The sequence below is a fragment of the Variovorax sp. Root473 genome (assembly GCF_001426505.1).
Lineage (GTDB): Bacteria > Pseudomonadota > Gammaproteobacteria > Burkholderiales > Burkholderiaceae_C > Variovorax.
The window spans coordinates 204770-226115 of sequence record NZ_LMEV01000017.1; the positions used below are offsets into that span (position 1 = coordinate 204770).

Here is a 21346-nt window from a genome sequence, read left to right on the forward strand (position 1 = left end):
CGATCCTTAAAATGAGGGTCAGTTTATCGGGACACCTCCCTCGTCTTTGCCCACCTTTGCTGCACCCATGTCCCAAGTTGTGACTTCCGGCTCCTTCCTGACCCTGCATTACCGGCTGGCCGGTCCAGCGGGCGACATCATCAACACCTTCGCCGACAAGCCGGCCACGCTGTCGCTGGGCACCGGCGAGCTCTCACCGGCCATGGAGCAGCGCCTGATGGGCATGCAAGAGGGCGCGCACGCCACCTTCGAGCTGCCCGCCGGCGAGGCCTTCGGCGAGCGCAATCCCGACATGCAGCAATGGGTGGCCCGCACGCTGCTCGCGAAGATGGGCGACCCCGACGAGCAGTACGCTGTCGGCGACGTGGTGCAGTTCCCCACGCCCGACGGCTCGGGCAGCTACGCGGGCGCGGTCGTCGAGTCGAACGAGACCGGCGTGCGCTTCGATTTCAACCATCCGCTCGCCGGGCAACCCGTCACCTTCGAAGTGAAGCTGATCGGCGTGCTATGAACCCGAACATCGAGGAAGTCCTCCTGGCCGAGCCGCGCGGTTTCTGCGCCGGCGTGGACCGCGCCATCGAGATCGTCGAGCGCGCCCTCGCCAAGTTCGGCGCGCCGATCTACGTGCGCCACGAGATCGTGCACAACACCTACGTGGTGAACGAGCTCAAGGCCAAGGGCGCGATCTTCATCGAGGAGCTGTCCGACGTGCCGCCCGGCTCCACGCTGGTGTTCAGCGCGCACGGCGTGAGCAAGGCGATCGAGCAGGAAGCGCGCGATCGCGGCTTCTCGATCTTCGACGCCACCTGCCCGCTCGTGACCAAGGTGCACGTCGAGGTGGCCAAGCTCGCGAAAGAGGGCTACGAATTCATCATGATCGGCCACAAGGGCCACCCCGAGGTCGAAGGCACGATGGGGCAGCTGTCAAGCGGCATCCACCTCGTGGAAGACGTGGCCGACGTGGCCAATGCGTCACCGCTGCAGACCGAGAAGCTTGCCGTGGTCACGCAGACCACGCTCAGCGTGGACGACGCCGCCGAAATCGCCGCCGCCGTGCGCGCGCGTTTCCCGAACGTGCGCGAGCCCAAGCAGCAAGATATTTGCTACGCCACCCAGAACCGCCAGGACGCGGTGAAGATCATGAGCCCGCAGGTCGACCTCGTCATCGTGGTCGGCAGCCCCACCAGCTCCAACAGCAACCGCCTGCGCGAGCTGGCGCAGCGCCTGGGCACCGAAAGCTACATGGTCGACTCGGCCGACGAGCTCAAGCCCGAATGGTTCGAAGGCAAGTCGCGCGTGGGCCTCACGGCCGGCGCCTCGGCGCCCGAGGTGCTGGTGCACGAGGTGATCGAGCGCGTGCGCGCGTTCGGTGCCGTGTCGGTGCGCAAGATGGACGGCATCGAGGAAACCATCAAGTTCCCGCTCCCCAAGGGCCTCAAGCTCGACGACATCCCGCCCCCCGGGCACATCTCCTGAATCCCATGAAAAACACCGATTGGCGCTCCGACATCGAGAACGCCTCCCGCAGGCTGGGCGAACGCGCCGGCCATTTCCTGCGTGAAACGCCGTTGTGGAAACTGCCGGCTTCCGCCCTGGGCGTGGCCGCGCCGGGCGCCGAAGTCTGGCTCAAGCTGGAGCACATGCAGGTCAGCGGCAGCTTCAAGGCCCGCGGCATGATGAACCGGCTGCTGGCCAACGACATTCCCGCCGCGGGCGTGATCGTCGCCTCGGGCGGCAATGCCGGCATTGCCACCGCCGCGGCCGCCAAGGCGCTGGGCGTGCCCTGCCAGGTGTTCCTGCCGGGCGTGTCGCCCGAAGCCAAGCGCGCGCGCCTGCGGGCGCTGGGCGCCGAAGTCGTCGTGGTCGGCGAGCTGTACCCCGACGCACTGGCCGCCTGCCTGACGCGCCAGAAGGAAACGGGCGCCTTGCTCACCCACGCCTACGACCAGCCCGAAGTGGTGGCTGGCGCCGGCACGCTGGGCCGCGAGATCGAGGCGCAGGGCGGCCTGCCCGACGCCGTACTGGTGAGCGTGGGCGGCGGCGGCCTGATCGGCGGCCTGGCCGGCTGGTTCGAGCAGCGCGCCCGCGTGGTGGCGCTCGAACCTGAAAAGGCCCCGACGCTGTTCCGCGCCCGCGAGGCGGGCGAGCCTGTCGACGTGGACGTCGGCGGCATCGCGGCCGATTCGCTTGGCGCGCGCCGCATCGGCGCCATCGCCTGGGAGATCACGCAGCAGCAGGTGCGCGACGCGCTGCTGCTGTCCGACGACGCCATCCGCACCGCCCAGCAGTGGCTGTGGAAAGAGCTCAAGCTCGCCGTGGAACCGGCCGCCGCGCTGCCGCTGGCGGCGCTGCAGACCGGCGCCTACGTGCCGCGCGAGGGCGAGAAGGTGTGCCTGATCATCTGCGGCGCGAACGTCGATCCGGCCACGGTCTCCTGAGTCGCCGCAGGCGTGCGAGCGGGAAGGGCGGGCGCGGGTCGGGCGCCCACCTAAAATCTCCCCATGCTCGACATCACCCTGCTCCGCAAAGACCTGGCCTCCGCTGTGGCCGGCCTCGAAAAACGCAAGAAGAACCAGCCCTTCCTCGACGTCTCGGCGTTCACCGCGCTCGAAGCCGAGCGCAAGACGCTGCAAACCCGCACCGAGGAAATCCAGGCGCGCCGCAACACGCTGAACAAGCAGATCGGCCCGCTCAAGGCCAAGGGCGAGTCGGTCGATGCGCTCATGGCCGAGGTCAACGCGCTCAAGGTCGAGCAGGAATCGCAATCCAGGCGCCTCGAAGAAATCCAGCCCGAGCTGCACGCGCTGCTGCTCGCCGTGCCCAACCTGCCGCACGCCAGCGTGCCGCTCGGCGAAGACGAGGCCGGCAACGTCGAGATGCGCCGCTGGGCCCCGAAGGGCGGCGCCGGCGCCAACGCCACGCCGCTGGCCTTCACGCCCAAGGACCACGTCGACCTCGGCGCGCCGCTGGGGCTCGATTTCGAGATGGGCGCCAAGCTCTCGGGCTCGCGCTTTTCCGTCATGAAGGGCCCGATCGCCCGCCTGCACCGCGCGCTGGCCCAGTTCATGGTCGATCTGCAGACCGAACAGCACGGCTACACCGAGTGCTACGTGCCCTACATCGTCAATGCGGCCACGCTCAGCGGCACCGGCCAGCTGCCCAAGTTCGAAGGCGACCTGTTCGCCGCGAAGAAGGGCGGCCAGGACGGCGAGCCCGCGCCCGACCATTCGGCGCTGTACCTCATTCCGACCAGCGAAGTGCCGCTGACCAACTTCGTGCGCGACGAGGTCGTGCCCGAGGCGCAACTGCCCATCAAGCTCACGGCCCACACGCCGTGCTTCCGCTCGGAAGCCGGCAGCGCCGGTCGCGACACGCGCGGCATGATCCGCCAGCACCAGTTCGACAAGGTCGAGATGGTGCAGATCGTGCACCCCGAGAAGAGCTACGACGCGCTGGAGCAGATGACCGGTCACGCCGAAGCCGTGCTGCAGGCGCTGGAGCTGCCGTACCGCGTGGTGCTGCTGTGCACCGGCGACATGGGTTTCGGTTCCACCAAGACCTACGACCTCGAGGTGTGGCTGCCCGCGCAGAACACGTACCGCGAGATCAGCTCGGTGTCGAACTGCGAAGCCTTCCAGGCGCGCCGCCTGCAGGCCCGTTTCAAGAACGCCCAGGGCAAGAACGAGCTGGTGCACACCCTCAACGGCTCCGGCCTGGCCGTGGGCCGCGCGCTGGTCGCCGTGCTGGAGAACCACCAGAACGAAGACGGCTCGATCAACGTGCCGGCGGCGTTGCGTCCGTACCTCGGCGGCCTTGAAGTTTTGCGCGGTTGAAGCGCAGGGCGTCAAAAGTCAGATTTTTCTGGCTATAATCTGAGGCTCGACAGCACCGGAGAGGTGGCAGAGTGGTCGAATGTACCTGACTCGAAATCAGGCGTACTAGCGATAGTACCGAGGGTTCGAATCCCTCCCTCTCCTCCAAGAATGGCCCCGAAAGGGGCTATTTTTTTGCCTGTTCGTTGCTGGACAGCACCCGGCAGGGTCAAGGTTGGCCCATCTCGGCCCCGTGTTTGCTTCGAAAAGACGGGGCCGCCGACGGCAGCGGCCCGAAGGAAATCACTCCGCCACGATGCCTGCGGTCTTGATGATCTGCCCCCAGCGTTCCAGCTCGGCCTGCTGAAACTTCCCCAGTTCCTCGGGGCTCGACAGCGACACTTCCATGCCCGCCTGCTCGGCTGCGTTGCGTACGGCGGGCGCCTTCATCGCGGCCTGCATCAACGTGTTCAGGCGGCTCACGACAGGCGCCGGCGTGGCTGCGGGCGCATAGAGCGCGTTCCAGTAGCCGAACTCATAGCCCTTGAGCGACTCGGCAACCGTGGGCGTGCCCGGCACGAGCGACAGGCGCTTCGGGCTGGTCAGGCCCAGCGCGCGCAGCTTGCCGGCCTTGACCTGTGGCAAGGTCGTGGCGAGGTCGGCGATCATCAGGTCGGTCTGACCGGCCACGAGGTCGATCACCGCCGGCGGGTTGGCCTTGTAGGGCACGTAGTTGAACTTCGTTCCCGTCATCTGCTGGAACAGCTCGGTGGCAACCTGCGCGGACGAGCTGCCCGAGCCGTAGTTGAGCTTGCCCGGCGACGCCTTGGCCAGCGCAATCAATTCCGCCACGTTGTTCGCCTTGACTTGCGGGTTCACCACCAGCAGCTGGTAGCCCTTGGCCAGCAAGGCGACGGGCGCGAAGTCCTTGATGGGGTCGTACGAGAGTTTCTTCTGCAGGTGCGGGTTGGCGGCCTGCGTGGTGTTGGTGGTCATGAACACGGTGTAGCCGTCGGGCTGCGCGCGCGATGCGAACTGCGCGGCGATGCCGCCGAAGGCGCCGGGCCGGTTGTCGACGATCACCGACTGGCCGGTCGCCTTCGTCACTTCCAGGGCCACGGCGCGCGCCAGGCCGTCGGTGGCGCTGCCGGCACTCGAGCCCACGACGATGGTGAGCGGGCGTGCAGGAAAATCCTGGGCGATGGCCACGCCACCGTTCAGCGAAAGGAGGGCGGCGAGGGCGAGCAGAGATCGGCGGTTCATGGTTTGTCTTTGATGGTTGTGGGAAAGCTTCGAACCGCGGTGCCGCGCCGGCACCGCGAGGGGACCGGTCAGCGCAGCAGGTTCCAGCCCGACATCAGCGCGTGCAGCTGCCGCTGCTGGCTGTCCGACAGGGGCCACGCGGACGGGGCACGCGCCGCGCCGCAGTCGTTGCCCATCATCTGCAGCGCGGTCTTCACCACGGTCACGTTGGTGCCGTTGTTTTCCTGGGCGCGCAGTTCTTCGAAGGGCAGCATCTCCTCGATGAGCCGCATGGCCTGCCGGTAGTCGGCCGCCTCAAGCGCCTGGTAGATGGCGACCGAGCGCTCCGGCCGCACGTTGATGAGGCCCGACGTGAAGCCGCGCGCACCCACCGCATACAGCGGCGGCGCCCAGACTTCCGCCAGTCCGCCGACCCAGGCCAGCCCGAGATCGGCGGTGCGGCGCATGGCTTCGGCGAGCACCAGCGGCGTGGGCGATGCCCACTTCACGCCGACGATCTGCGGAATGCGGCAGAGCTCCTCGATCGCGGCCAGGCCGATGGCCTCGTTGCGCAGGTAGAGCACGAGCGGCAGGCCGTCGGCCGCGTCGGCGATCTGGCGCAGGTAGGCGACCACGCCGCGCGGTGCCACGAACGGATCGGGCGGCTGGTGGACCATCAAGGCATCGGCGCCGGCCTTGCGCGAGGCGCGGGCCAAAGCGCAAGCTTCGTGCACGCTGCGGCCCACGCCGGCCAGAAGCGGCGCGCGTCCGCCGATGCACTCGGCCGCGACATGCACCATCTGCTCGGCTTCATGCGCCTGCAGGCCGTAGAACTCGCTCGTGTTGCCGTTGGCCACGAGCACGTGCACGCCGGCATCGATCGCGCGGTCGACCACGACGTTCAGGCGCGAAGGCGCCAGCGTGTCGTCGGCATCGAAGGGCGTGACCAGGATGCCCGAAATGCCGTGGAGCGCAGCGCGCAGCGCCGCGCCGTGAAAATGACTCATCTGGTTGTCCCGAGGTGGAGTGACGGAGAAAGCGGCTACTCTAGAAGTCACCTGAAGCAGCGTCCAATCCATACACGGGATGCTGCAATCCAAGAATTGAATCGCCGTGTTCCAGCTGACCCAACTCCGATGCTTTGTGGCCGTGGCCACCGAACTTCACTTCGGACGTGCGGCCGTCTCGCTGAACATGACCCAGCCGCCCCTCACGCGCCAGATCCAGCTGCTGGAGCACGAACTCGGCGTGCTGCTGCTCGAGCGTTCGGGCGGCAACGTGCGGCTCACGCCCGCGGGTGTCGTGTTCCTGCGCGAGGCCGAAGACATCCTGCGCCGCAGCCAGTCTGCCGCGCTGGCCGCGCGCCGTGCGATGCGCGCCGATGCCGGTTGCGTGACGATGGGCTTCATTCCCGCGGCGAGCTTCACACTGCTGCCGCAGCTGCTGGCGTCAGTGCAGGCGCAACTGCCCGACGTGCAGATCGTGCTGCGCGAGATGCAGACGCTCGACCAGCTCGAGGCGATCGGCACCGACCGCATCGAGCTGGGCATCGTGCGGCCGTTCGCTCCGCGCAGCTTTGCCGAATCGGCCGCGATCTTTCGTGAACCCTTCGTGCTCGCGATGCCCTGCGGACACCGCCTGGCCGAACAGGCGTGCATGCGCCTGCCAGACCTGGAAGGCGAGGCCTTCATCCAGTTCTGTCCGTCGGAGTCGCGCTACCTCTACGAGCTGATTGCCGGCAGGCTGCGCGCGCAAGGCGTCGCACCCGAAACGGTGCAGACCTTGAGCCACACGCATTCGATCCTGGCGCTCGTGGATGCGGGCGTGGGCGTGGCGCTGGTGCCGCGCTCGGCGCAGAAGCTGGGCTACGCGGGCGTGTGCTTCAGGCCCTTGGACGCGGTCGACAGCTTCGATGTCGAGGTCCACCTGGCCTGGCGCCGCCGGGGCCGCCAGGGCGTGGTGGATGCGGTGCGCCTCCTGATTCAGCAGGCGTTCCCGGTGGCGACCACGCCGTAGCCGCTGGCACGCATGCGCTCAATCGAGCGTGATGTTCATGGCCTTCACGTCGCGCGTCGCCAGCGCGTGAGGCGGCGCAACGCACCACGGGCAGAAATCGTCGAGGCCGTCGCGCAGCAGTTTCTCGCGGCGATGGCGAAGGACGCAAAGCCCTAGTCCTCAGGGTCCAAAGGGCCGGCCAACAACCCGAGCACGAACCCGCCGAGGACGACGGCCAGGGTCAGGATCAGCGATGCCTCTGCGATGAATCTCATGGTGTCATGCAATGAGTCTCCCCCTCACGGTGTGCCGTGCCATTGAACGTGCGTTCGCTGACCGGCGGCTGAGTGCGGAAGCAAGAAGGGGTTTTGTGCAGGGCTTCAGCCAGGCTTCAGGTTCGGCGCCGATACTGGCGTGGACGGCCTTCTGGCGTTGGTAGAGGAGGCTTCGGCACCCGCCCTTTGCGGTGGTTCCTCGAAGCCGGAGGTCGTCACAGTTTTTTCGTGAACACGCGGCTTCATGCGCGCGCGCTTTCGCCGAGCCACACCGGCTCGTTCGATGTGTCGGGGAAGTCGGCGGTGTCGACCAGCGAGGCGTCATCGCCTTCACCGGCTCTCGACGCGCACCGCGCCGCCGGCGCCATGTGCCGCAGCTCGTAGCCCCGCCCATACACCGACACCAGCACGAACTCCCCGCCCTTGTGCAGCGACAGCTTGCGGCGGATGCTCGCCACGCAACAGTCCAGCGTGCGGCTCGTGCGTTCGATGCGCGCGTCCACCCACAGCGAGGCCAGCAGCCAGTCGCGCGCCAGCAGGCGGCCCGCATTGCGGAACAGCAGCAACGCCAGTTCGAACTCGCGCGGTTTCAATCGCACTTCGACGCCATGGCACACCACCACGCGGCGCTCGCCGAGGAAGCGGTAGTCACCAAAACACGCGGCCGTGGCTTGCGGGTCCAGCAAGGTCCGGTTGCGCCGCAGCGATTCGCGCACGCGCAGTTCGACCTCGAACTCGTCGACCGGCAGCACCGCGAAATCGACGCTGACGCCTTTGGCTTCGCTGCCCGCGGCCGACAGCACATCGACCAGCAGGTCGCGCTGCGAGGCGCGCGCCACCACAAAAATGGGAATGTGCAGCGCGCGGCACATCGCCGTGAGGATCGGCCATGCGCCCTCGTCCTTCAGCACGACCAGCAGCAGGCCGAACTGCAGGCCTTGCGTGAGCGCCAGCAGGAAGTCGGGGCTGTCATCGAAGGCGACGGGGTCGCAGCCCATCAGGCGCAGGCGGTTGCCCCAGCCGGCCTCTTGCGCTTCGTCGCAACCGACCATCGCAATGCGGTGCGCACCCTGCTGCGAGGCCATCATGCGCGGGCTCCCGGGCTGGCGACCTTCTCGCGAGGGGACATTGGCGTGGAAGGAGAAGTCATGTCGGTGGCATCCATGCGAAGGTGGTGAAGGGCGTCCCGGGGCGATGGCATGGCGTCAGGGGCGGGCGGCGGCGGTGCTGCGCGGCAGCTTCCAGCCGATGCCCGCGTTGAAGCCCCACTCCCGGCCCGTGCTCGACACCGCCATGCCCCAGGCCGTGTCGCCGTCGCCCGACGTGCGCTTGAAGCCCAGCGATGCGGCCGTGTAGCCCCGGTAGTTGCCGAAGGCCAGGCCGATCGACTGTTCGCCCGGGCGGTACGTTGGCACGTAGGCGGCCGACATCGCAATGGCCATGGCCGCGCCCGAATACGCGATGCGCGCCCTGTCACCGACGGCTGTGCGCACCGGGTGCAGCTGGCCCAGGTTGATGGCGTCGTCCGGGCGCACGGCGGGTGCGAGCTCGAAGGCATGGGCACCGGCGCACGCGAGCCACAGCAGCACGAGCGGGATCGCGGTGCGTGCGGGTGCGAAGCGTGTGGATGCGTTCACGGGACTGCTCAGCCGGCGGCCAGCCGGGTGCCCGCGCCGGGCTGCGTCTTGCGCACGCCGTCAGGGCCGTAGAAAGGTTGGGCGCGCGCCTGCAGGAAATGCAGCGCCTGCTGCGTGAAGTCCAGGTGCGCGTAGACCAGCGTGCCGTTGTGCAGGTTGCGGTTGCGCGCGTCTTCGGCGAGCGCGAGCAGTGCGCGCCAGGCCTGGCGCGTCGGCGCACCGCCCGCGGTAGCGGCGGCATCCGCACCCGCGCGGCCGGGCGCAAAGCCCAGCGCCGCCTGCAGCGATTCGCGCTGCTGGTCGAGTTCGGCCATGCGGTCCAGCAGCGCGGTCTTGCGAACGGCGATGGCGTTCAGTGCGTCGAAGGTGCTGTCCGACATGGCCTGCGCCTCCTCGTCCAGCACCGCGAGGAAGTCCTCGATGCAGCCCGCTTCCGCACGCAGCTGTGCCAGCAACGTGGTCATGCCTCGCCCTTCGGTGCGAGCAGCTCGCGCACGCTGGCCAGCAGGCCGTCGGCGATGCGCTCGGGGCGGATCTCGTAGCGGCCGGCGCGGATGTCCTCGCGGATCGCGGCCACGCGCGCGGCGTCGAAATCGCTGCCCCCCACGGCGGCGGGCATCGCATGGACGAGCGCGGAGGTCGGTGCGGCATTCCCGGTGCGTTGCGCGGCCTCGGCGGACGTCGACGGCGCCGGCGCGCCCGGTGCCGGGGTGCGATGCAGGGGCATGGCCGAAGGGGCGGTGGGATCGATTTTCAAGGTGATTCCTCAGGGGCTGACCCGTATATCGGCAGCCGGGGCGAGAACTTTAGGAAGGGCGTGCATGAAGCCTGCGAGGCCGCTACTGCACCAGCCGGACCTGTCCTTCCTCGTCGGCCACGCCGCGGATCACCCGGCCGTCCAGGGTCTTGGCCTGCACCACCGCGCCCACCGCGGCGCCGCTCAGGGCCTTGCCCTCGGTGCTGACGACAAAGCCCGCGCCCTGCGCCACCACCTTCACGGCCTGGCCCTGCCGGATCACGGCAACGCCGCGCAGCAGTTCCTTGCGGATCGGCGCGCCTGGGGCCACGCGGTTGGCGCTCACCATTCCGGCCAGCTCGGCCGCGCTGGTGACCACCGAGCGCGGCAGCCGCGTGAGGTCGCCGGTGCGCTCGACCACGTCGCCGGCGCCCAGCGCGCGGCCCGCGTCGATGGCGTGCGCAGCCACCAGGTAGCGGCCTTGCACCGCAACGCGCGCCTGCACGAAGCGCGTCCACGGCCGCTCGGCATGGCAGCGCACGCCGACCGAGATGCGGCCCCAGGGCGTGACACCCGGCGGCAGGAACACCTCGGGCGCGTCGCAGGGCGGCAGCGCCGACGTGCCACGCCCTTCGAGGCTGACCGTCACCTGGCCCGGCAACCCGGCGCTCTGCACCTGGAGGTAGGTTTCGACGGCCGTCGCTGCCGTGTCGCCTGCAAGCGCACCGGTCGACATCGCGCACGCCAGCCCCATCGCACAGGCGGTGCAAAGCAGGCGTCGGCGAAGCGGCAAGAGGGTCATCGAAGGCGAAAGAAGTGGGCAAAAAATCGAAGGCGCCGGTGCAAGGAAGCCGTATCGAAGCCACAGCCGGCGCCCATGGATTCTTATGAATTTGCCCTGTCGGCGAAGGTGCGAGCAGCAGGCGAAACCCCCCTTTGTTCGGGCGATTGCCAACGCGTGGCATGCATAGACTCGCTTTCCATCGGTCGCTGCGCCCCGTGCACTGGCGACGCCTCAACAGATGGAACAAAGATGATCGACAAGCTGGATGCGGCGTTTCGCTTCCACCGCGAAGCGCTCCATCTCCGGGCAGAACGCCAGGAGGTGCTCGCGGCCAACATCGCCCATGCCGACACGCCGCACTACAAGGCGCGCGACTTCGACTTCGGCGCGCGCCTGAGCGAGGCCGTCGAGCGCGGCCGCACATCGTCGTCGGTGTCGATGGCCACCACCTCGTCGCGCCATCTCGCGGGCCAGGCGCAGGCCACGGCCGGCCACGACCTGCAATACCGCGTGCCGCACCAGTCCAGCCTCGACGGCAACACCGTCGAGATGGACGTCGAGCGCGTCGCCTTCGCCGACAACGCGCTGCGCTACGAGTCGAACCTGACGCTCATCAACGCCAAGATCAAGTCACTCCTGTCGGCGGTGCAGCCATGAACATCTTCGACGTGGCGGGCTCCGCCATGACCGCGCAGTCGCAGCGCATGAACGTGACCGCGAGCAACCTCGCCAACGCCGAGAGCGTGGCCGGCCCCGATGGCCAGCCCTACCGCGCCAGGCAGGTGGTGTTCGAGGTGGCGGCTTCGGGCCGGCGCGACATCGGCGGCGTCAAGGTGTCCGGCGTCATCGAAGACCCGTCGCCCGCGAAGCTGGTGTTCGACCCGAAGAGCCCGCACGCCAATGCGCAGGGCTACGTGGCGATGCCCAACGTCAACGTGGTCGAGGAGATGACCAACATGATCTCGGCCTCGCGCAGCTACCAGGCCAACGTCGAGGTGCTCAACACGGCCAAGACGCTGATGGTCAAGACGCTGACCATCGGCCAGTAACCCACGCACGCCCACCTCCCGCAGGAAGCACACAGACCCCATGGCCCTTTCCGACACTTCGTCCATCAGCGGGCTGAACGCACCCACGGCGGCGAACAGCAACAACAACGTGTCCAGCGCCGACAGCGAGCAGCGCTTTCTCAAGCTGCTCGTCACGCAGTTGAACAACCAGGACCCGCTCAACCCGATGCAGAACGCCGAGCTCACCTCGCAGCTCGCGCAGATGAGCACCGTGAGCGGCATCGAGAAGCTCAACGCCACGCTCTCCGGCCTCGTCAACCAGTCCGGCGCCAGCCAACTGCTGCAGGCCACCTCGCTCATTGGCTACAACGTGCTGTCGCCCGGCGACGTGCTCACCACCACCAAGCCCGAGGATGGCAAGGAACCCGCCACGCAGGCCTTCGCCGTGCAGCTGCCGGGCACCGCCGCCGAGGTCGAGATCAAGATCGTCGACAGCACCGGCAAGGTGATCCGCACGCTCGACGCGGGCGCCATGAAGGAAGGCGTCAACGCCGTCACCTGGGACGGCAAGGACGACCTGGGCGTGGCGGCGCCGCCGGGCGCCTACCGCTTCACGGTCGATGCCAGCAACGACGGCACGACGGTGAAGGCCGCCGCGCTCACCTTCTCGCAGGTGGCCGCCGTGAAGCAGGGCGCCGACGGCGTCACGCTCGAACTGGCCTCGGGCGCCAGCATCGGACTGGGCGACGTGCGCCTGTTCCTCTGAGAAGGTGTGAATAAACCTACTGCGCGTCCCGATCTCGCCTCTGCGGTCCTCACCGTACGCGTGTACGGCTCCGGTCCTCGATGCGACCTCGGGCCGCTCGCTACGGGTTCTTCACACCTTCTGAGTCTTCGCATTCGTCTTCAGTGTGGCCTGCGCGGGCCGCGCCTTTCGCACTCTTCTTCTTCGCATCGAACAAGGACCCTCTCATGAGTTTTTCCCAAGGCATCAGTGGCCTCGGCGTGGCCGCGGCAAACCTCGACGTCATCGGCAACAACATCGCCAACTCGGGCACGGTGGGCTACAAGTCGGCCGCTGCCACCTTCCAGGACGTGTACGCCGGCTCGCGCGTGGGCCTGGGTGCGTCGGTGTCGGGCGTGACGCAGAACTTCACGCAGGGCGTGACGCAGTCGAGCACGCGCCCGCTCGACGTGGCGATCCTCAACGGCGATGGATTCTTTCGCCTGGCCAGCACCAGCGGCGAGGTTTTCTATTCGCGCAACGGCCAGTTCACGCGCGACAGGGACGGCTACATCGTCAATGCGCAGGGCCTGCAGCTCACCGGCTACGGCGCCAACGCCAGTGGTGGCATCAGCGGCGGCACGCCGGGGCCGATCCAGGTGCAGGGCGGCATGATGCCGCCCAAGCCCACAGCCAACATCGATGCACAGTTCAACCTCGACGCGCGCAGCACGGTGCCCGCCCGGACGCCGTTCAACCCCACCGACGCCACCACCTACAACTACCCGAACGCGATCGGGCCCATCTACGACTCGCTGGGCAATCCGCACGACGTGGCCGTGTACTTCGTGAAGACCGCGGCCAACACCTGGGACGTGTACGGCACCTCTGACGGCGCACCATTGAACGGCGGCGCGGTGCTCTCCAACATCACCTTCGATGCCAAGGGCGTCATGACCGCACCGGCCTCGGGCGCGTTCGACATCGGGCCGCTCACCTTCACCAACGGCGCTTCGCCGCTCACCACCTCGGTCGACCTCACGGGCACCACGCAATTCGGCAGTGCCAACGGCATGAGCAGGCTGGGCCAGGACGGCTACAAGTCGGGCGAACTCACCGCGTTCTCGATCAACCCCGACGGCACCATCACCGGCAAGTTCTCCAACGAGCAGACGCGCCTGCTGGGCCAGGTCGTGCTGTCGTCGTTCGCCAACCCCAACGGCCTGGAGCCCAAGGGCAACAACGTGTGGGCCGAGACACAGGCTTCGGGCAACGCGCTCACCGGCACGCCGGGCGAAGGCACCAAGGCCGGCTCACTGGCCTCGGGCGCGCTGGAGTCGTCCAACGTCGACCTGACCTCCGAGCTGGTGAACCTCATCGTCGCGCAGCGCAACTACCAGGCCAATGCGCAGACCGTGAAGACGCAGGACCAGGTCATGCAGACGCTCATGAACATCCGCTGACCGGGAGTATTGCGTGGATCGAATGCTGTATGTCGCCATGAGCGGCGCCAAGCAGGCCATGGAGCAGCAGGCCGTGGTCGCCAACAACATGGCGAACGTCTCGACGCCGGGCTTCCGTGCGCAGATCGCGACCTTCCGCGCCGTGCCCGTGGTCGGGGACGAAGCGCCCACGCGCGCCTTCGTGGCCGCCACCACGCCCGGCGCCGACTTCACCCACGGCCCGCTCACGCAGACGGGCCGCGCGCTCGACGTGGCCGTGGGCGGCGAGGGCTGGCTGGTGGTGCAGGCGGCCGACGGCACTGAGGCCTACACGCGCGTCGGCAACTTGCAGATTGGCGCCGACGGCCAGCTCACGACGATGGGCGGGCGCCCCGTGGTGGGCGACAACGGCGCGCTCACCGTGCCGCCGGGTTCGGCCGTGAGCATTGCGTCCAACGGCCTCGTGGGTTCGCGCGACGCGGCCTCGACCACGCTCACCGGCATCGCCGAAGTGGGCCGACTCAAGTTGGTCAACCCGCCCGTGACCGACCTCGTGCGCGGCGACGACGGCCTGTTCCGCATGCGCGCCGACCTGCCGCCGGCCGAAGCCGACGAGGCCGTCACGCTCATCTCCGGCGCCATCGAGGGCAGCAACGTGCAGCCGGTCGATGCCATGGTGGCCATGATCGCCAACGCCCGCAGCTTCGAGATGCAGATGAAGTCGCTGCAGACCGCCGACATCAACGCGCAGACCGCCAACAAGCTGCTGGCCTACGGCTGACCCTCTTCCAGGAACTCCTTTCAATGATCCGCTCCCTCTACATCGCCAAGACTGGCCTGGACGCGCAGCAGACGCAGCTCGACGTCGTGTCGAACAACCTGGCCAACGTCGGCACCACCGGCTTCAAGCGCAGCCGCGCCGTGTTCGAAGACCTGGTCTACCAGAACCTGCGCCAGGTCGGCGGCCAGAGCTCCGACCAGACGCGCCTGCCGTCGGGCCTGCAGGTCGGCACCGGCGTGCATGTGGTCGCCACCGAGCGCATTCACTCGCAGGGCAACCTCACCAAGACCGACAAGCCGACCGACGTGGCCATCAGCGGCAGCGGCTTCTTCCAGGTGCTGATGCCCGACGGCACCACCTCGTACACGCGCGACGGCTCGTTCCAGACCGACCGCGACGGCCAGCTGGTCACCGCCAGCGGCTTCCCGGTGCAGCCGGCCATCACCATCCCGGCCAACGCCACCAGCATCACCGTGGGCCGCGACGGCATCGTGTCGGTGGTGCAGGCGGGTGCCACCAACACCGTGCAGGTCGGCCAGCTGCAGCTCGCGACCTTCGTCAACCCGACCGGCCTGCAAAGCCTGGGCGAGAACCTGTATGCCGAGACCGACGCCTCGGGCGCACCCAACCAGGTGAACCCCGGCGTGGACGGCGCGGGCACGCTGAGCCAGGGCTATGTCGAGGCGTCCAACGTCAACGTGGTGGAAGAGCTGGTCAACATGATCGCCACCCAGCGTTCGTACGAGATCAACAGCAAGGCGGTCCAGACCTCGGACCAGATGCTGCAGCGCCTGGCCCAGTTGTGATGCGGGCGGGGGAGCGTCTTCTTCGCCGGGCGGCGGTGCTGCTGCTCGTGGCCGCGCTGGCCGCCGGCTGCGCGCAGGTGCCGCGCGAGCCGCTGGTGCACCAGCCGATGACGGCGCGTGCCGACCAGTACGCGGCCGTGCAGGCGCGGCGTGCGCCGGGTGCGATCTTCCAGGACGGCCCTGGCGCCAACGCGCTGTTCGAAGACCGCCGCCCGCGCAACGTCGGCGACATCCTCACCATCGTCATCAGCGAGAAAGTCAACGCGACCAAGAACTCGGGCGCCAATGCCAGCCGCACGGGCAACACGACCAGCGTGTTCGCAGCCATTCCCAAGCTCATCGGCGGTCTGCTCGACGGGCAGGAGACCAAGCTGTCAGGCACCAACACGCTCAACGCCAAGGGCGGCGCCAACGCCAACAACACCTTCAACGGCGTGATCACCGTCACCGTGACCGACGTGATGGCCAACGGCAACCTGCTGGTGAGTGGCGAGAAGCAGATGGGCATCAACCAGGGCACCGAGTACATCCGCTTCTCGGGCGTGGTGAACCCGCGCACCGTGTCGGGCAACAACACCGTGCCCTCGACGCTGGTGGCCGATGCGCGCATCGAGTACGCGGCCAAGGGCTACATCGATGAAGCCCAGCACATGGGCTGGATGCAAAGAATTTTCCTGAACGTGATGCCGTTCTAATGACTAACTCCCAGTCTTCGCGCACTTCGTGTCGCTACGCCAACCCCCTTGCAGGGGGCGATGCCTGCGGCCCGGCAAAGCCGGTTCCGCGGCATCCCACGAACGATTCGGCTCGCTGGCGCATCGCGGCGCTTGCGATGGTCGCGTCCATGTTCCTTGCGCCCGCGTACGCGGAGCGCCTGAAGGAGCTCGCCAGCATCCAGGGCGTGCGCGACAACCCGCTCATCGGCTACGGCCTCATGGTCGGCCTGGACGGCACGGGCGACCAGACGATGCAGACGCCGTTCACCACGCAGAGCCTGAACAACATGCTGCAGCAGCTGGGCATCACGATTCCGCAGGGCGTGAACATGCAGCTGAAGAACGTGGCCGCCGTCATGGTGACGGGCACGCTGCCGTCGTTCGCGCGCCCGGGCCAGAGCATCGACGTCACGGTGTCGTCGATGGGCAATGCCAAGAGCCTGCGCGGCGGCACGCTGCTGATGACGCCGCTCAAGGGCGTGGACGGCGCGACCTACGCCGTGGCGCAGGGCAACATGGTGGTGGGCGGCGCGGGTGCGTCGGCCAACGGCAGCAGGGTGCAGGTCAACCAGCTGAGCGCGGGCCGCATTCCCGCGGGCGCGCTGGTGGAGCGCACGGTCGAGGCGCCGGTGGGTGCGGAAGGCTCGTTCACCCTCGAGCTGAACCGCTCCGACTTCGGCACCGCGCAGCGCGCCATGGACGCCATCAACCGCCAGTTCGGCGCCGGCACCGCCGAGGCGATGGACGCGCGCGTGATCCGCGTGCAGGCGCCCGAGCCGCAGCGGCGCGTGGGCTTTCTCGCGCAGCTGCAGGAACTCGAGGTCACGCCCACGCAGGCGGGCGCACGGGTGGTGGTCAATGCGCGCACCGGCTCCGTCGTGATGAACCAGGCGGTGCGCGTGAAAGACTGCGCCATCGCGCACGGCAACCTGTCGGTGGTCATCAACACCGAGCCGGTGATCAGCCAGCCGGGCGCGTTCTCGGGCGGCAGCACGGTGGTGGCCCAGACCTCGCAGATTGCCGTCAACCAGGGCGGCGGTGCGATCCAGATGGTGCGCGGCGGTGCCTCGCTGGCCGATGTGGTCAAGGGGCTGAACAGCCTGGGCGCCAACCCGCAGGACCTGGTGTCGATCCTGCAGGCCATGAAGTCGGCCGGCGCCTTGAGCGCTGAGCTCGAAATCATCTGAGGCCGATGGCATGACGATCTCCCCCCACAGCGCGTGGACCGGCACCGACGCGGCCAGCCGCAGCGGCGCGCTCGACCAGCGTTTTGCGCTCGACGTGCAGGGCGTCGATGCGCTGCGGCGCACCGTGCGCATCTCGCCCGAAGAAGGCCTGCAGCAGGTCTCGCGCCAGTTCGAGGCGCTGTTCATGAACATGGTGCTCAAGAGCATGCGCGAGGCCACGCCCTCGAGCGGCCTGCTCGACAGCCAGGACCAGAAGGTCTATTTGTCGATGTTCGACCAGCAGCTCACGCAGAACCTCTCGGGGCGCGGCGTGGGGCTGGCCGAGGCGATGCTGGCGCAGCTGCGGCGGCAGATGCCTTCGGAGGCGACCGAAGCCGACCAGGGCATCGGCGCGCGGCCGATGTCGCTGGAGCCGCCCGCCGGCCTGCCGTACGGTCCGCGCGCGGGCATTCCCATCGGCTCGGCGCCCGGCGCGCGCGTGTCGACGGCGGCCGACCTTGGCATCTATCAAGTCAGGAGCGGCCCCGCGCCGGCCGCGAACGCCTCGCTGCAAGGCCAGGTCGATGCGTTCGTGGACCGCATGGGCGCCTCCGCACAGGCGGCCAGCGCCGCCAGCGGCGTGCCCGCGCCGCTGATCCTGGCGCAGGCCGCGCTCGAATCGGGCTGGGGCAAGCGCGAGATCCGCGCCGACGATGGCACGCGAAGCTTCAACCTCTTCGGCATCAAGGCCGACAAGGGCTGGAAGGGCGCGACGGTCGAGACCACCACCACCGAATACATCGACGGCGAGCCACAGAAGGTGCGCGCGAAGTTCCGTGCCTACGCCTCGTACGAAGAGGCCTTCACCGACTATGCGCGCTTCATCACGCGCAACCCGCGCTACGCGAACGTGCTGGCGACCGCCGACCCGGCGCAGGCCGCGCACGGGCTGCAGCGCGCGGGCTATGCGACCGATCCGAAGTACGCAGAGAAGCTGGTTCGCATCATGCAGAAGCTCGGCTGAGCCGTTCGCTCAGCCCGACTGCCCGGACCCGAGCACAACGACACGAGAGGCCCCGAGAGGAGACAAGCGAATGACGATAAAGAACTGGACGATCGGAATGCGGCTGGGCGCCGGCTTTGCGCTGGTGCTGGCGCTGCTGGCGGCCGTGGCGGGCATCGGCGTGCTGCGGCTGCAGGGCGTGGGCGAGGCCACGCAAGACCTGGCCTCGCGCACGCTTTCGAAAGAGCGCTTGGCCACGGCCTGGCAGCTGGGCACGGCAACCAACAGCGTGCGCACCTTCTCGCTGCTCAAGAGCGACGACGCGCAGGTGCAGGCTTATCTGCAAAAGCAGATTTCCGCCACCAGCGCCACGATCTCCGAGACGCAGAAGGCGCTCGAGGCGCTGCTCGTGTCGCCGGAAGAGCTGGCGCTGAGCGCCGACATCCAGAAGCGGCGCGGCGACTACATCGCGCTGCGCAAGCAGATCCTCCAGCTCAAGGCCGACGGCCAGAAGGACGAGGCCGCGACGCGCACGGACACGCAGCTGCTGCCGATGCTCGACGGCTACGACGCGGGCATCCGCGCCATGGCTGCGCATCAGCAGAAGCACATCGACAGCACCGCCGCCGCCATCGACGCGCAATACCGCGCAGGCCTCATCTACATCGTCGCGCTGGCCGTGGCCGCGCTCGCGCTGGGCGTGGTGCTCGCGTGGCTGCTCACGCGCAGCATCGCCCAGCCGGTCGCCGAGGCGCTTCTGATCGCGGAGACCGTGGCTTCCGGCGACCTGAGCCAGGAGTTCGAGACCGAGCGCGGCGGCGACTTCGGCCGGCTGCTGCGCGGCATGGGCGAGATGGAAGACACGCTCACCGACCTCGTGACGCGCATCAAGGCCTCGACCGATTCGATCGCGGTGGCGTCGCGGCAGATTGCCGCAGGGAACCAGGACCTGTCGTCGCGCACGGAAGAGCAGGCCAGTTCACTGGAGCAGACGGCCGCATCGATGGAGGAGCTGACTTCGACGGTGAAGCAGAACGCGGACAACGCGCGGCAGGCCAATCAGCTGGCGGTGTCGGCTTCGGAAGTCGCGGTGAAGGGTGGGGCCGTGGTGTCTCAGGTCGTGGACACGATGGGCTCGATCAATGCGTCGTCCAGGAAGATCGTGGACATCATCGGCGTGATCGACGGCATCGCGTTCCAGACGAACATCCTGGCGCTGAATGCTGCTGTGGAAGCTGCACGTGCCGGCGAGCAAGGTCGCGGCTTTGCGGTGGTCGCCTCGGAAGTCCGCAGCCTCGCGCAGCGCTCGGCCGCCGCGGCCAAGGAGATCAAGACCCTCATCGGCGACTCGGTAGAAAAGGTCGAGGAAGGCAGCAAGCAGGTCGCCGAAGCCGGCCGCACGATGGAGGAGATCGTGGGCAGCGTGAAGCGGGTGACGGACATCATGGGCGAGATCACGGCGGCGAGCCAGGAGCAGACCTCGGGCATCGAGCAGATCAACNCGAAGAGGCGTCGGCCGCGGCGCAGTCGCTGCAGGAACAGGCCGGCAGCCTCGTGCAGGCCGTGAGCGTGTTCAAGCTCGACGCCGACGAAGCCGTTGCGGCTTGACCCCCCGTGTCTACGCATTTTCATCCGAAAGCCGTGCGCCGCGTGGGCGTCGGCTTTGCCGCATTGCTCCTGCTGCTGGCCGTGGCGCTCTTTCTCGGCTTCCGGGTCGGCACCGGCTGCGCCTGGGCGCTGCATGCCGTGTGGGCGCTGGCCGGCGCCGCCTGCCTGACGGGTCTTGGTCTCGCGGGCCTCGCGGCGCACGCCCGGGCCCGTGCGAGCCGCCACGAAGCCAAGGTCGCCGAGCGGCTGGACCGGGTGTTCCAGCACGTCAACGCCACCGACACCTGACGGAGAACGCATGCGCCCGCGCTCCGATCCGCGCCGATCTTTAGAAAAAAGACTCAAGTCTGGCGGCGCGCTGCCGATAACAGGGAGACGGGGTGGCGCAGATCGCCCCGACATGAAGCCATGCCATGCCGGTGGCCCGCCGCGCGATGCGGCCACCGCTCCCCGTTACTGAAGGAAGAAAAGCGCAATGAGTTTGAAGGATCTGAAAATCGGCACCCGCCTGGGGCTCGGCTTCGCGGGGTTGCTGCTGCTGATGGCGTTCATTGCGGGCACCGGCGTGCTGCGTCTGACGAACGTGGGCGAGGCCACCGACGAAATGGTGGAAGGCGCGCTGGTCAAGGAGCGCCTGGCGGCCGAGTGGCTCAGCCTGCTGAAGTCGAACACCGTCGCCAACTTCGCGATGGTCAAGACCGCCGATCCCGAGGTGGCGGCCTATTTCGCCAAGCTCCAGGCGGCCGGGTCTGCACGCATCACGCCGGCGCAGAAGAAGCTGGAGGCGATGCTTTCCAGCCCGGAGGAAAAGGCGCTCTACGCCGCGGTGGTCGCGGCGCGCGTCGTCGTGTTGGAAACCGTGGGCACGCTCAACAAGCTCAAGGACGAAAAGCGGCTCGACGAAGCCAACGCGCTGGTCGACACCCAATTCACGGCGGCGCTCACCGTCTATGCCAACGCCGTCGAGAGTCTGGCGAATCACCAGCGCGAGAAGATCGACGCTGCCGCCAAGGGCATCGCGGCTGACCACACCGAAGGCCGCACGACGCTGCTCGCACTGTCGGTCATCGCGCTGGTTCTGGGCGCATTGCTTGCATGGCGCCTCACGCAGGGCATCGTGCGCCCGCTGGGGCATGCGCTCGAAGTGGCCGAGACGGTGGCCGCGGGCGACCTGAGCGCGAACATCCGCGTGGACAGCCGCGACGAGACGGGCCAGCTGATGCAGGCGCTGAAGGACATGAACGCGAATCTCGCCAAGGTGGTGGGCGAGGTGCGCACGGGGACGGAGACGATCGCCACGGCCTCGGGCCAGATCGCCTCGGGCAACCAGGACCTGTCGTCGCGCACCGAAGAGCAGGCGAGTTCGCTGGAGCAGACGGCCGCATCGATGGAAGAGCTGACCTCGACGGTGAAGCAGAACGCCGACAACGCGCGGCAGGCGAACCAGCTGGCGGTCTCTGCTTCGGAAGTCGCGGTGAAGGGTGGGGTCGTGGTGTCTCAGGTGGTGGACACGATGGGTTCGATCAATGCGTCGTCCAGGAAGATCGTGGACATCATCGGCGTGATCGACGGCATCGCGTTCCAGACCAACATCCTGGCGTTGAACGCT

Annotated in this window: 24 protein-coding genes and 1 tRNA gene; 18 read left to right on the forward strand and 7 right to left on the reverse strand. The window is 68.2% G+C overall.

Annotation, left to right across the window (positions count from 1 at the left end; translation table 11 throughout):
* The first annotated feature begins 67 nt into the window (after positions 1-67).
* From ASD34_RS14225 to ASD34_RS14245, 5 genes are all read left to right on the forward strand, one after another.
* The gene (locus ASD34_RS14225; RefSeq protein ID WP_056582343.1) at positions 68-511 is read left to right on the forward strand and encodes an FKBP-type peptidyl-prolyl cis-trans isomerase; all 444 of its coding nucleotides are present in this window, start codon (positions 68-70) and stop codon (positions 509-511) included.
* A complete protein-coding gene (ispH, locus tag ASD34_RS14230; protein ID WP_056578463.1) occupies positions 508-1476 on the forward strand; it encodes a 4-hydroxy-3-methylbut-2-enyl diphosphate reductase in 969 nt (322 codons plus the stop codon). The genes ASD34_RS14225 and ispH overlap by 4 nt, the downstream gene beginning before the upstream one ends.
* A 5-nt stretch (positions 1477-1481) precedes the next feature.
* Positions 1482-2438 carry a threonine/serine dehydratase gene (locus tag ASD34_RS14235; RefSeq protein WP_414929877.1) on the forward strand — a complete coding sequence of 319 codons (957 nt, stop codon included), beginning with the start codon at positions 1482-1484 and terminating at the stop codon, positions 2436-2438.
* A 63-nt stretch (positions 2439-2501) separates the two neighbouring features.
* On the forward strand, positions 2502-3833 hold the full coding sequence (serS, locus tag ASD34_RS14240; protein WP_056578466.1) for a serine--tRNA ligase: 1332 nt from the start codon (positions 2502-2504) through the stop codon (positions 3831-3833).
* A 57-nt stretch (positions 3834-3890) separates the two neighbouring features.
* Positions 3891-3980, forward strand: a tRNA-Ser gene (locus tag ASD34_RS14245).
* Positions 3981-4115: 135 nt separating this feature from the next.
* Here the strand turns inward: ASD34_RS14245 and ASD34_RS14250 are convergent.
* Positions 4116-5075: a Bug family tripartite tricarboxylate transporter substrate binding protein gene (locus tag ASD34_RS14250; RefSeq protein ID WP_056578469.1), complete on the reverse strand. Its 960-nt coding sequence runs from the start codon at positions 5073-5075 to the stop codon at positions 4116-4118.
* A 68-nt stretch (positions 5076-5143) separates the two neighbouring features.
* A complete protein-coding gene (locus ASD34_RS14255; RefSeq protein WP_056578473.1) occupies positions 5144-6061 on the reverse strand; it encodes a dihydrodipicolinate synthase family protein in 918 nt (305 codons plus the stop codon).
* 106 nt (positions 6062-6167) lie between these two features.
* Between ASD34_RS14255 and ASD34_RS14260 the strand changes: the two genes are divergently transcribed.
* The gene (locus ASD34_RS14260) at positions 6168-7070 is read left to right on the forward strand and encodes a LysR family transcriptional regulator (protein WP_056578475.1); all 903 of its coding nucleotides are present in this window, start codon (positions 6168-6170) and stop codon (positions 7068-7070) included.
* Between the two features lie 496 nt (positions 7071-7566).
* Here ASD34_RS14260 and ASD34_RS14265 read toward each other — a convergent pair whose 3' ends face one another.
* The 5 genes from ASD34_RS14265 to flgA all read right to left on the reverse strand — a co-directional run bounded on the left by ASD34_RS14265 (position 7567) and on the right by flgA (position 10499).
* Complete coding sequence (locus ASD34_RS14265) at positions 7567-8412, reverse strand: winged helix-turn-helix domain-containing protein (protein WP_056578478.1); 846 nt, start codon at positions 8410-8412, stop codon at positions 7567-7569.
* 117 nt (positions 8413-8529) lie between these two features.
* Entirely contained in the window at positions 8530-8961 is a 432-nt protein-coding gene (locus ASD34_RS14270) for a YadA-like family protein (protein WP_056578481.1), read from the reverse strand.
* 8 nt (positions 8962-8969) lie between these two features.
* Positions 8970-9425 (reverse strand): flagella synthesis protein FlgN, encoded by a 456-nt coding sequence (locus ASD34_RS14275; RefSeq protein WP_235510068.1) that lies wholly within the window; start codon positions 9423-9425, stop codon positions 8970-8972.
* On the reverse strand, positions 9422-9718 hold the full coding sequence (gene flgM / locus ASD34_RS14280) for a flagellar biosynthesis anti-sigma factor FlgM (protein ID WP_056578485.1): 297 nt from the start codon (positions 9716-9718) through the stop codon (positions 9422-9424). Before flgM ends, ASD34_RS14275 begins: the two co-directional genes overlap by 4 nt.
* Before the next feature lie 82 nt (positions 9719-9800).
* The gene (flgA, locus tag ASD34_RS14285; protein ID WP_056578488.1) at positions 9801-10499 is read right to left on the reverse strand and encodes a flagellar basal body P-ring formation chaperone FlgA; all 699 of its coding nucleotides are present in this window, start codon (positions 10497-10499) and stop codon (positions 9801-9803) included.
* A gap of 231 nt (positions 10500-10730) precedes the next feature.
* Between flgA and flgB the strand changes: the two genes are divergently transcribed.
* From flgB to ASD34_RS28540, 12 genes are all read left to right on the forward strand, one after another.
* Positions 10731-11138 (forward strand): flagellar basal body rod protein FlgB, encoded by a 408-nt coding sequence (gene flgB / locus ASD34_RS14290; protein WP_056578491.1) that lies wholly within the window; start codon positions 10731-10733, stop codon positions 11136-11138.
* Positions 11135-11530, forward strand: a complete 396-nt coding sequence (flgC, locus tag ASD34_RS14295) for a flagellar basal body rod protein FlgC (RefSeq protein ID WP_056578494.1) — start codon at positions 11135-11137, stop codon at positions 11528-11530. The genes flgB and flgC overlap by 4 nt, the downstream gene beginning before the upstream one ends.
* Positions 11531-11570: 40 nt before the next feature.
* Entirely contained in the window at positions 11571-12257 is a 687-nt protein-coding gene (locus ASD34_RS14300; protein ID WP_056578497.1) for a flagellar hook assembly protein FlgD, read from the forward strand.
* 206 nt (positions 12258-12463) lie between these two features.
* Positions 12464-13678: a flagellar hook protein FlgE gene (flgE, locus tag ASD34_RS14305; protein ID WP_056578500.1), complete on the forward strand. Its 1215-nt coding sequence runs from the start codon at positions 12464-12466 to the stop codon at positions 13676-13678.
* 13 nt (positions 13679-13691) lie between these two features.
* Entirely contained in the window at positions 13692-14438 is a 747-nt protein-coding gene (locus tag ASD34_RS14310) for a flagellar basal body rod protein FlgF (RefSeq protein ID WP_056578503.1), read from the forward strand.
* 23 nt (positions 14439-14461) lie between these two features.
* The gene (gene flgG, locus ASD34_RS14315; RefSeq protein ID WP_056578506.1) at positions 14462-15244 is read left to right on the forward strand and encodes a flagellar basal-body rod protein FlgG; all 783 of its coding nucleotides are present in this window, start codon (positions 14462-14464) and stop codon (positions 15242-15244) included.
* Complete coding sequence (locus ASD34_RS14320) at positions 15244-15939, forward strand: flagellar basal body L-ring protein FlgH (protein ID WP_056578509.1); 696 nt, start codon at positions 15244-15246, stop codon at positions 15937-15939. Before flgG ends, ASD34_RS14320 begins: the two co-directional genes overlap by 1 nt.
* Before the next feature lie 137 nt (positions 15940-16076).
* Entirely contained in the window at positions 16077-17147 is a 1071-nt protein-coding gene (locus ASD34_RS14325) for a flagellar basal body P-ring protein FlgI (RefSeq protein ID WP_056578514.1), read from the forward strand.
* Positions 17148-17157: 10 nt separating this feature from the next.
* Positions 17158-18150, forward strand: coding sequence for a flagellar assembly peptidoglycan hydrolase FlgJ (gene flgJ / locus ASD34_RS14330; RefSeq protein ID WP_056578517.1), 993 nt, complete (start codon positions 17158-17160; stop codon positions 18148-18150).
* A gap of 70 nt (positions 18151-18220) precedes the next feature.
* A partial coding sequence (locus tag ASD34_RS14335) for a methyl-accepting chemotaxis protein (protein WP_235510069.1) occupies positions 18221-19630 on the forward strand: 1410 nt, incomplete at its 3' end.
* Between the two features lie 113 nt (positions 19631-19743).
* Positions 19744-20025, forward strand: coding sequence for a hypothetical protein (locus tag ASD34_RS14340; RefSeq protein ID WP_157609687.1), 282 nt, complete (start codon positions 19744-19746; stop codon positions 20023-20025).
* 187 nt (positions 20026-20212) lie between these two features.
* A partial coding sequence (locus ASD34_RS28540) for a methyl-accepting chemotaxis protein (protein WP_321164610.1) occupies positions 20213-21346 on the forward strand: 1134 nt, incomplete at its 3' end.

Bases quoted from the DNA above. Each gene is read 5' to 3' on its own strand.
- ASD34_RS14225 (WP_056582343.1), top strand. From the start codon at position 68: ATGTCCCAAGTTGTGACTTCCGGCTCCTTCCTGACCCTGCATTACCGG.
- ispH (WP_056578463.1), top strand. From the start codon at position 508: ATGAACCCGAACATCGAGGAAGTCCTCCTGGCCGAGCCGCGCGGTTTC.
- ASD34_RS14235 (WP_414929877.1), top strand. From the start codon at position 1,482: ATGAAAAACACCGATTGGCGCTCCGACATCGAGAACGCCTCCCGCAGG.
- serS (WP_056578466.1), top strand. From the start codon at position 2,502: ATGCTCGACATCACCCTGCTCCGCAAAGACCTGGCCTCCGCTGTGGCC.
- ASD34_RS14250 (WP_056578469.1), bottom strand. From the start codon at position 5,075: ATGAACCGCCGATCTCTGCTCGCCCTCGCCGCCCTCCTTTCGCTGAAC.
- ASD34_RS14255 (WP_056578473.1), bottom strand. From the start codon at position 6,061: ATGAGTCATTTTCACGGCGCGGCGCTGCGCGCTGCGCTCCACGGCATT.
- ASD34_RS14265 (WP_056578478.1), bottom strand. From the start codon at position 8,412: ATGATGGCCTCGCAGCAGGGTGCGCACCGCATTGCGATGGTCGGTTGC.
- ASD34_RS14275 (WP_235510068.1), bottom strand. From the start codon at position 9,425: ATGACCACGTTGCTGGCACAGCTGCGTGCGGAAGCGGGCTGCATCGAG.
- flgA (WP_056578488.1), bottom strand. From the start codon at position 10,499: ATGACCCTCTTGCCGCTTCGCCGACGCCTGCTTTGCACCGCCTGTGCG.
- flgB (WP_056578491.1), top strand. From the start codon at position 10,731: ATGATCGACAAGCTGGATGCGGCGTTTCGCTTCCACCGCGAAGCGCTC.
- flgC (WP_056578494.1), top strand. From the start codon at position 11,135: ATGAACATCTTCGACGTGGCGGGCTCCGCCATGACCGCGCAGTCGCAG.
- ASD34_RS14300 (WP_056578497.1), top strand. From the start codon at position 11,571: ATGGCCCTTTCCGACACTTCGTCCATCAGCGGGCTGAACGCACCCACG.
- flgE (WP_056578500.1), top strand. From the start codon at position 12,464: ATGAGTTTTTCCCAAGGCATCAGTGGCCTCGGCGTGGCCGCGGCAAAC.
- flgG (WP_056578506.1), top strand. From the start codon at position 14,462: ATGATCCGCTCCCTCTACATCGCCAAGACTGGCCTGGACGCGCAGCAG.
- ASD34_RS14320 (WP_056578509.1), top strand. From the start codon at position 15,244: ATGCGGGCGGGGGAGCGTCTTCTTCGCCGGGCGGCGGTGCTGCTGCTC.
- ASD34_RS14325 (WP_056578514.1), top strand. From the start codon at position 16,077: ATGGTCGCGTCCATGTTCCTTGCGCCCGCGTACGCGGAGCGCCTGAAG.
- flgJ (WP_056578517.1), top strand. From the start codon at position 17,158: ATGACGATCTCCCCCCACAGCGCGTGGACCGGCACCGACGCGGCCAGC.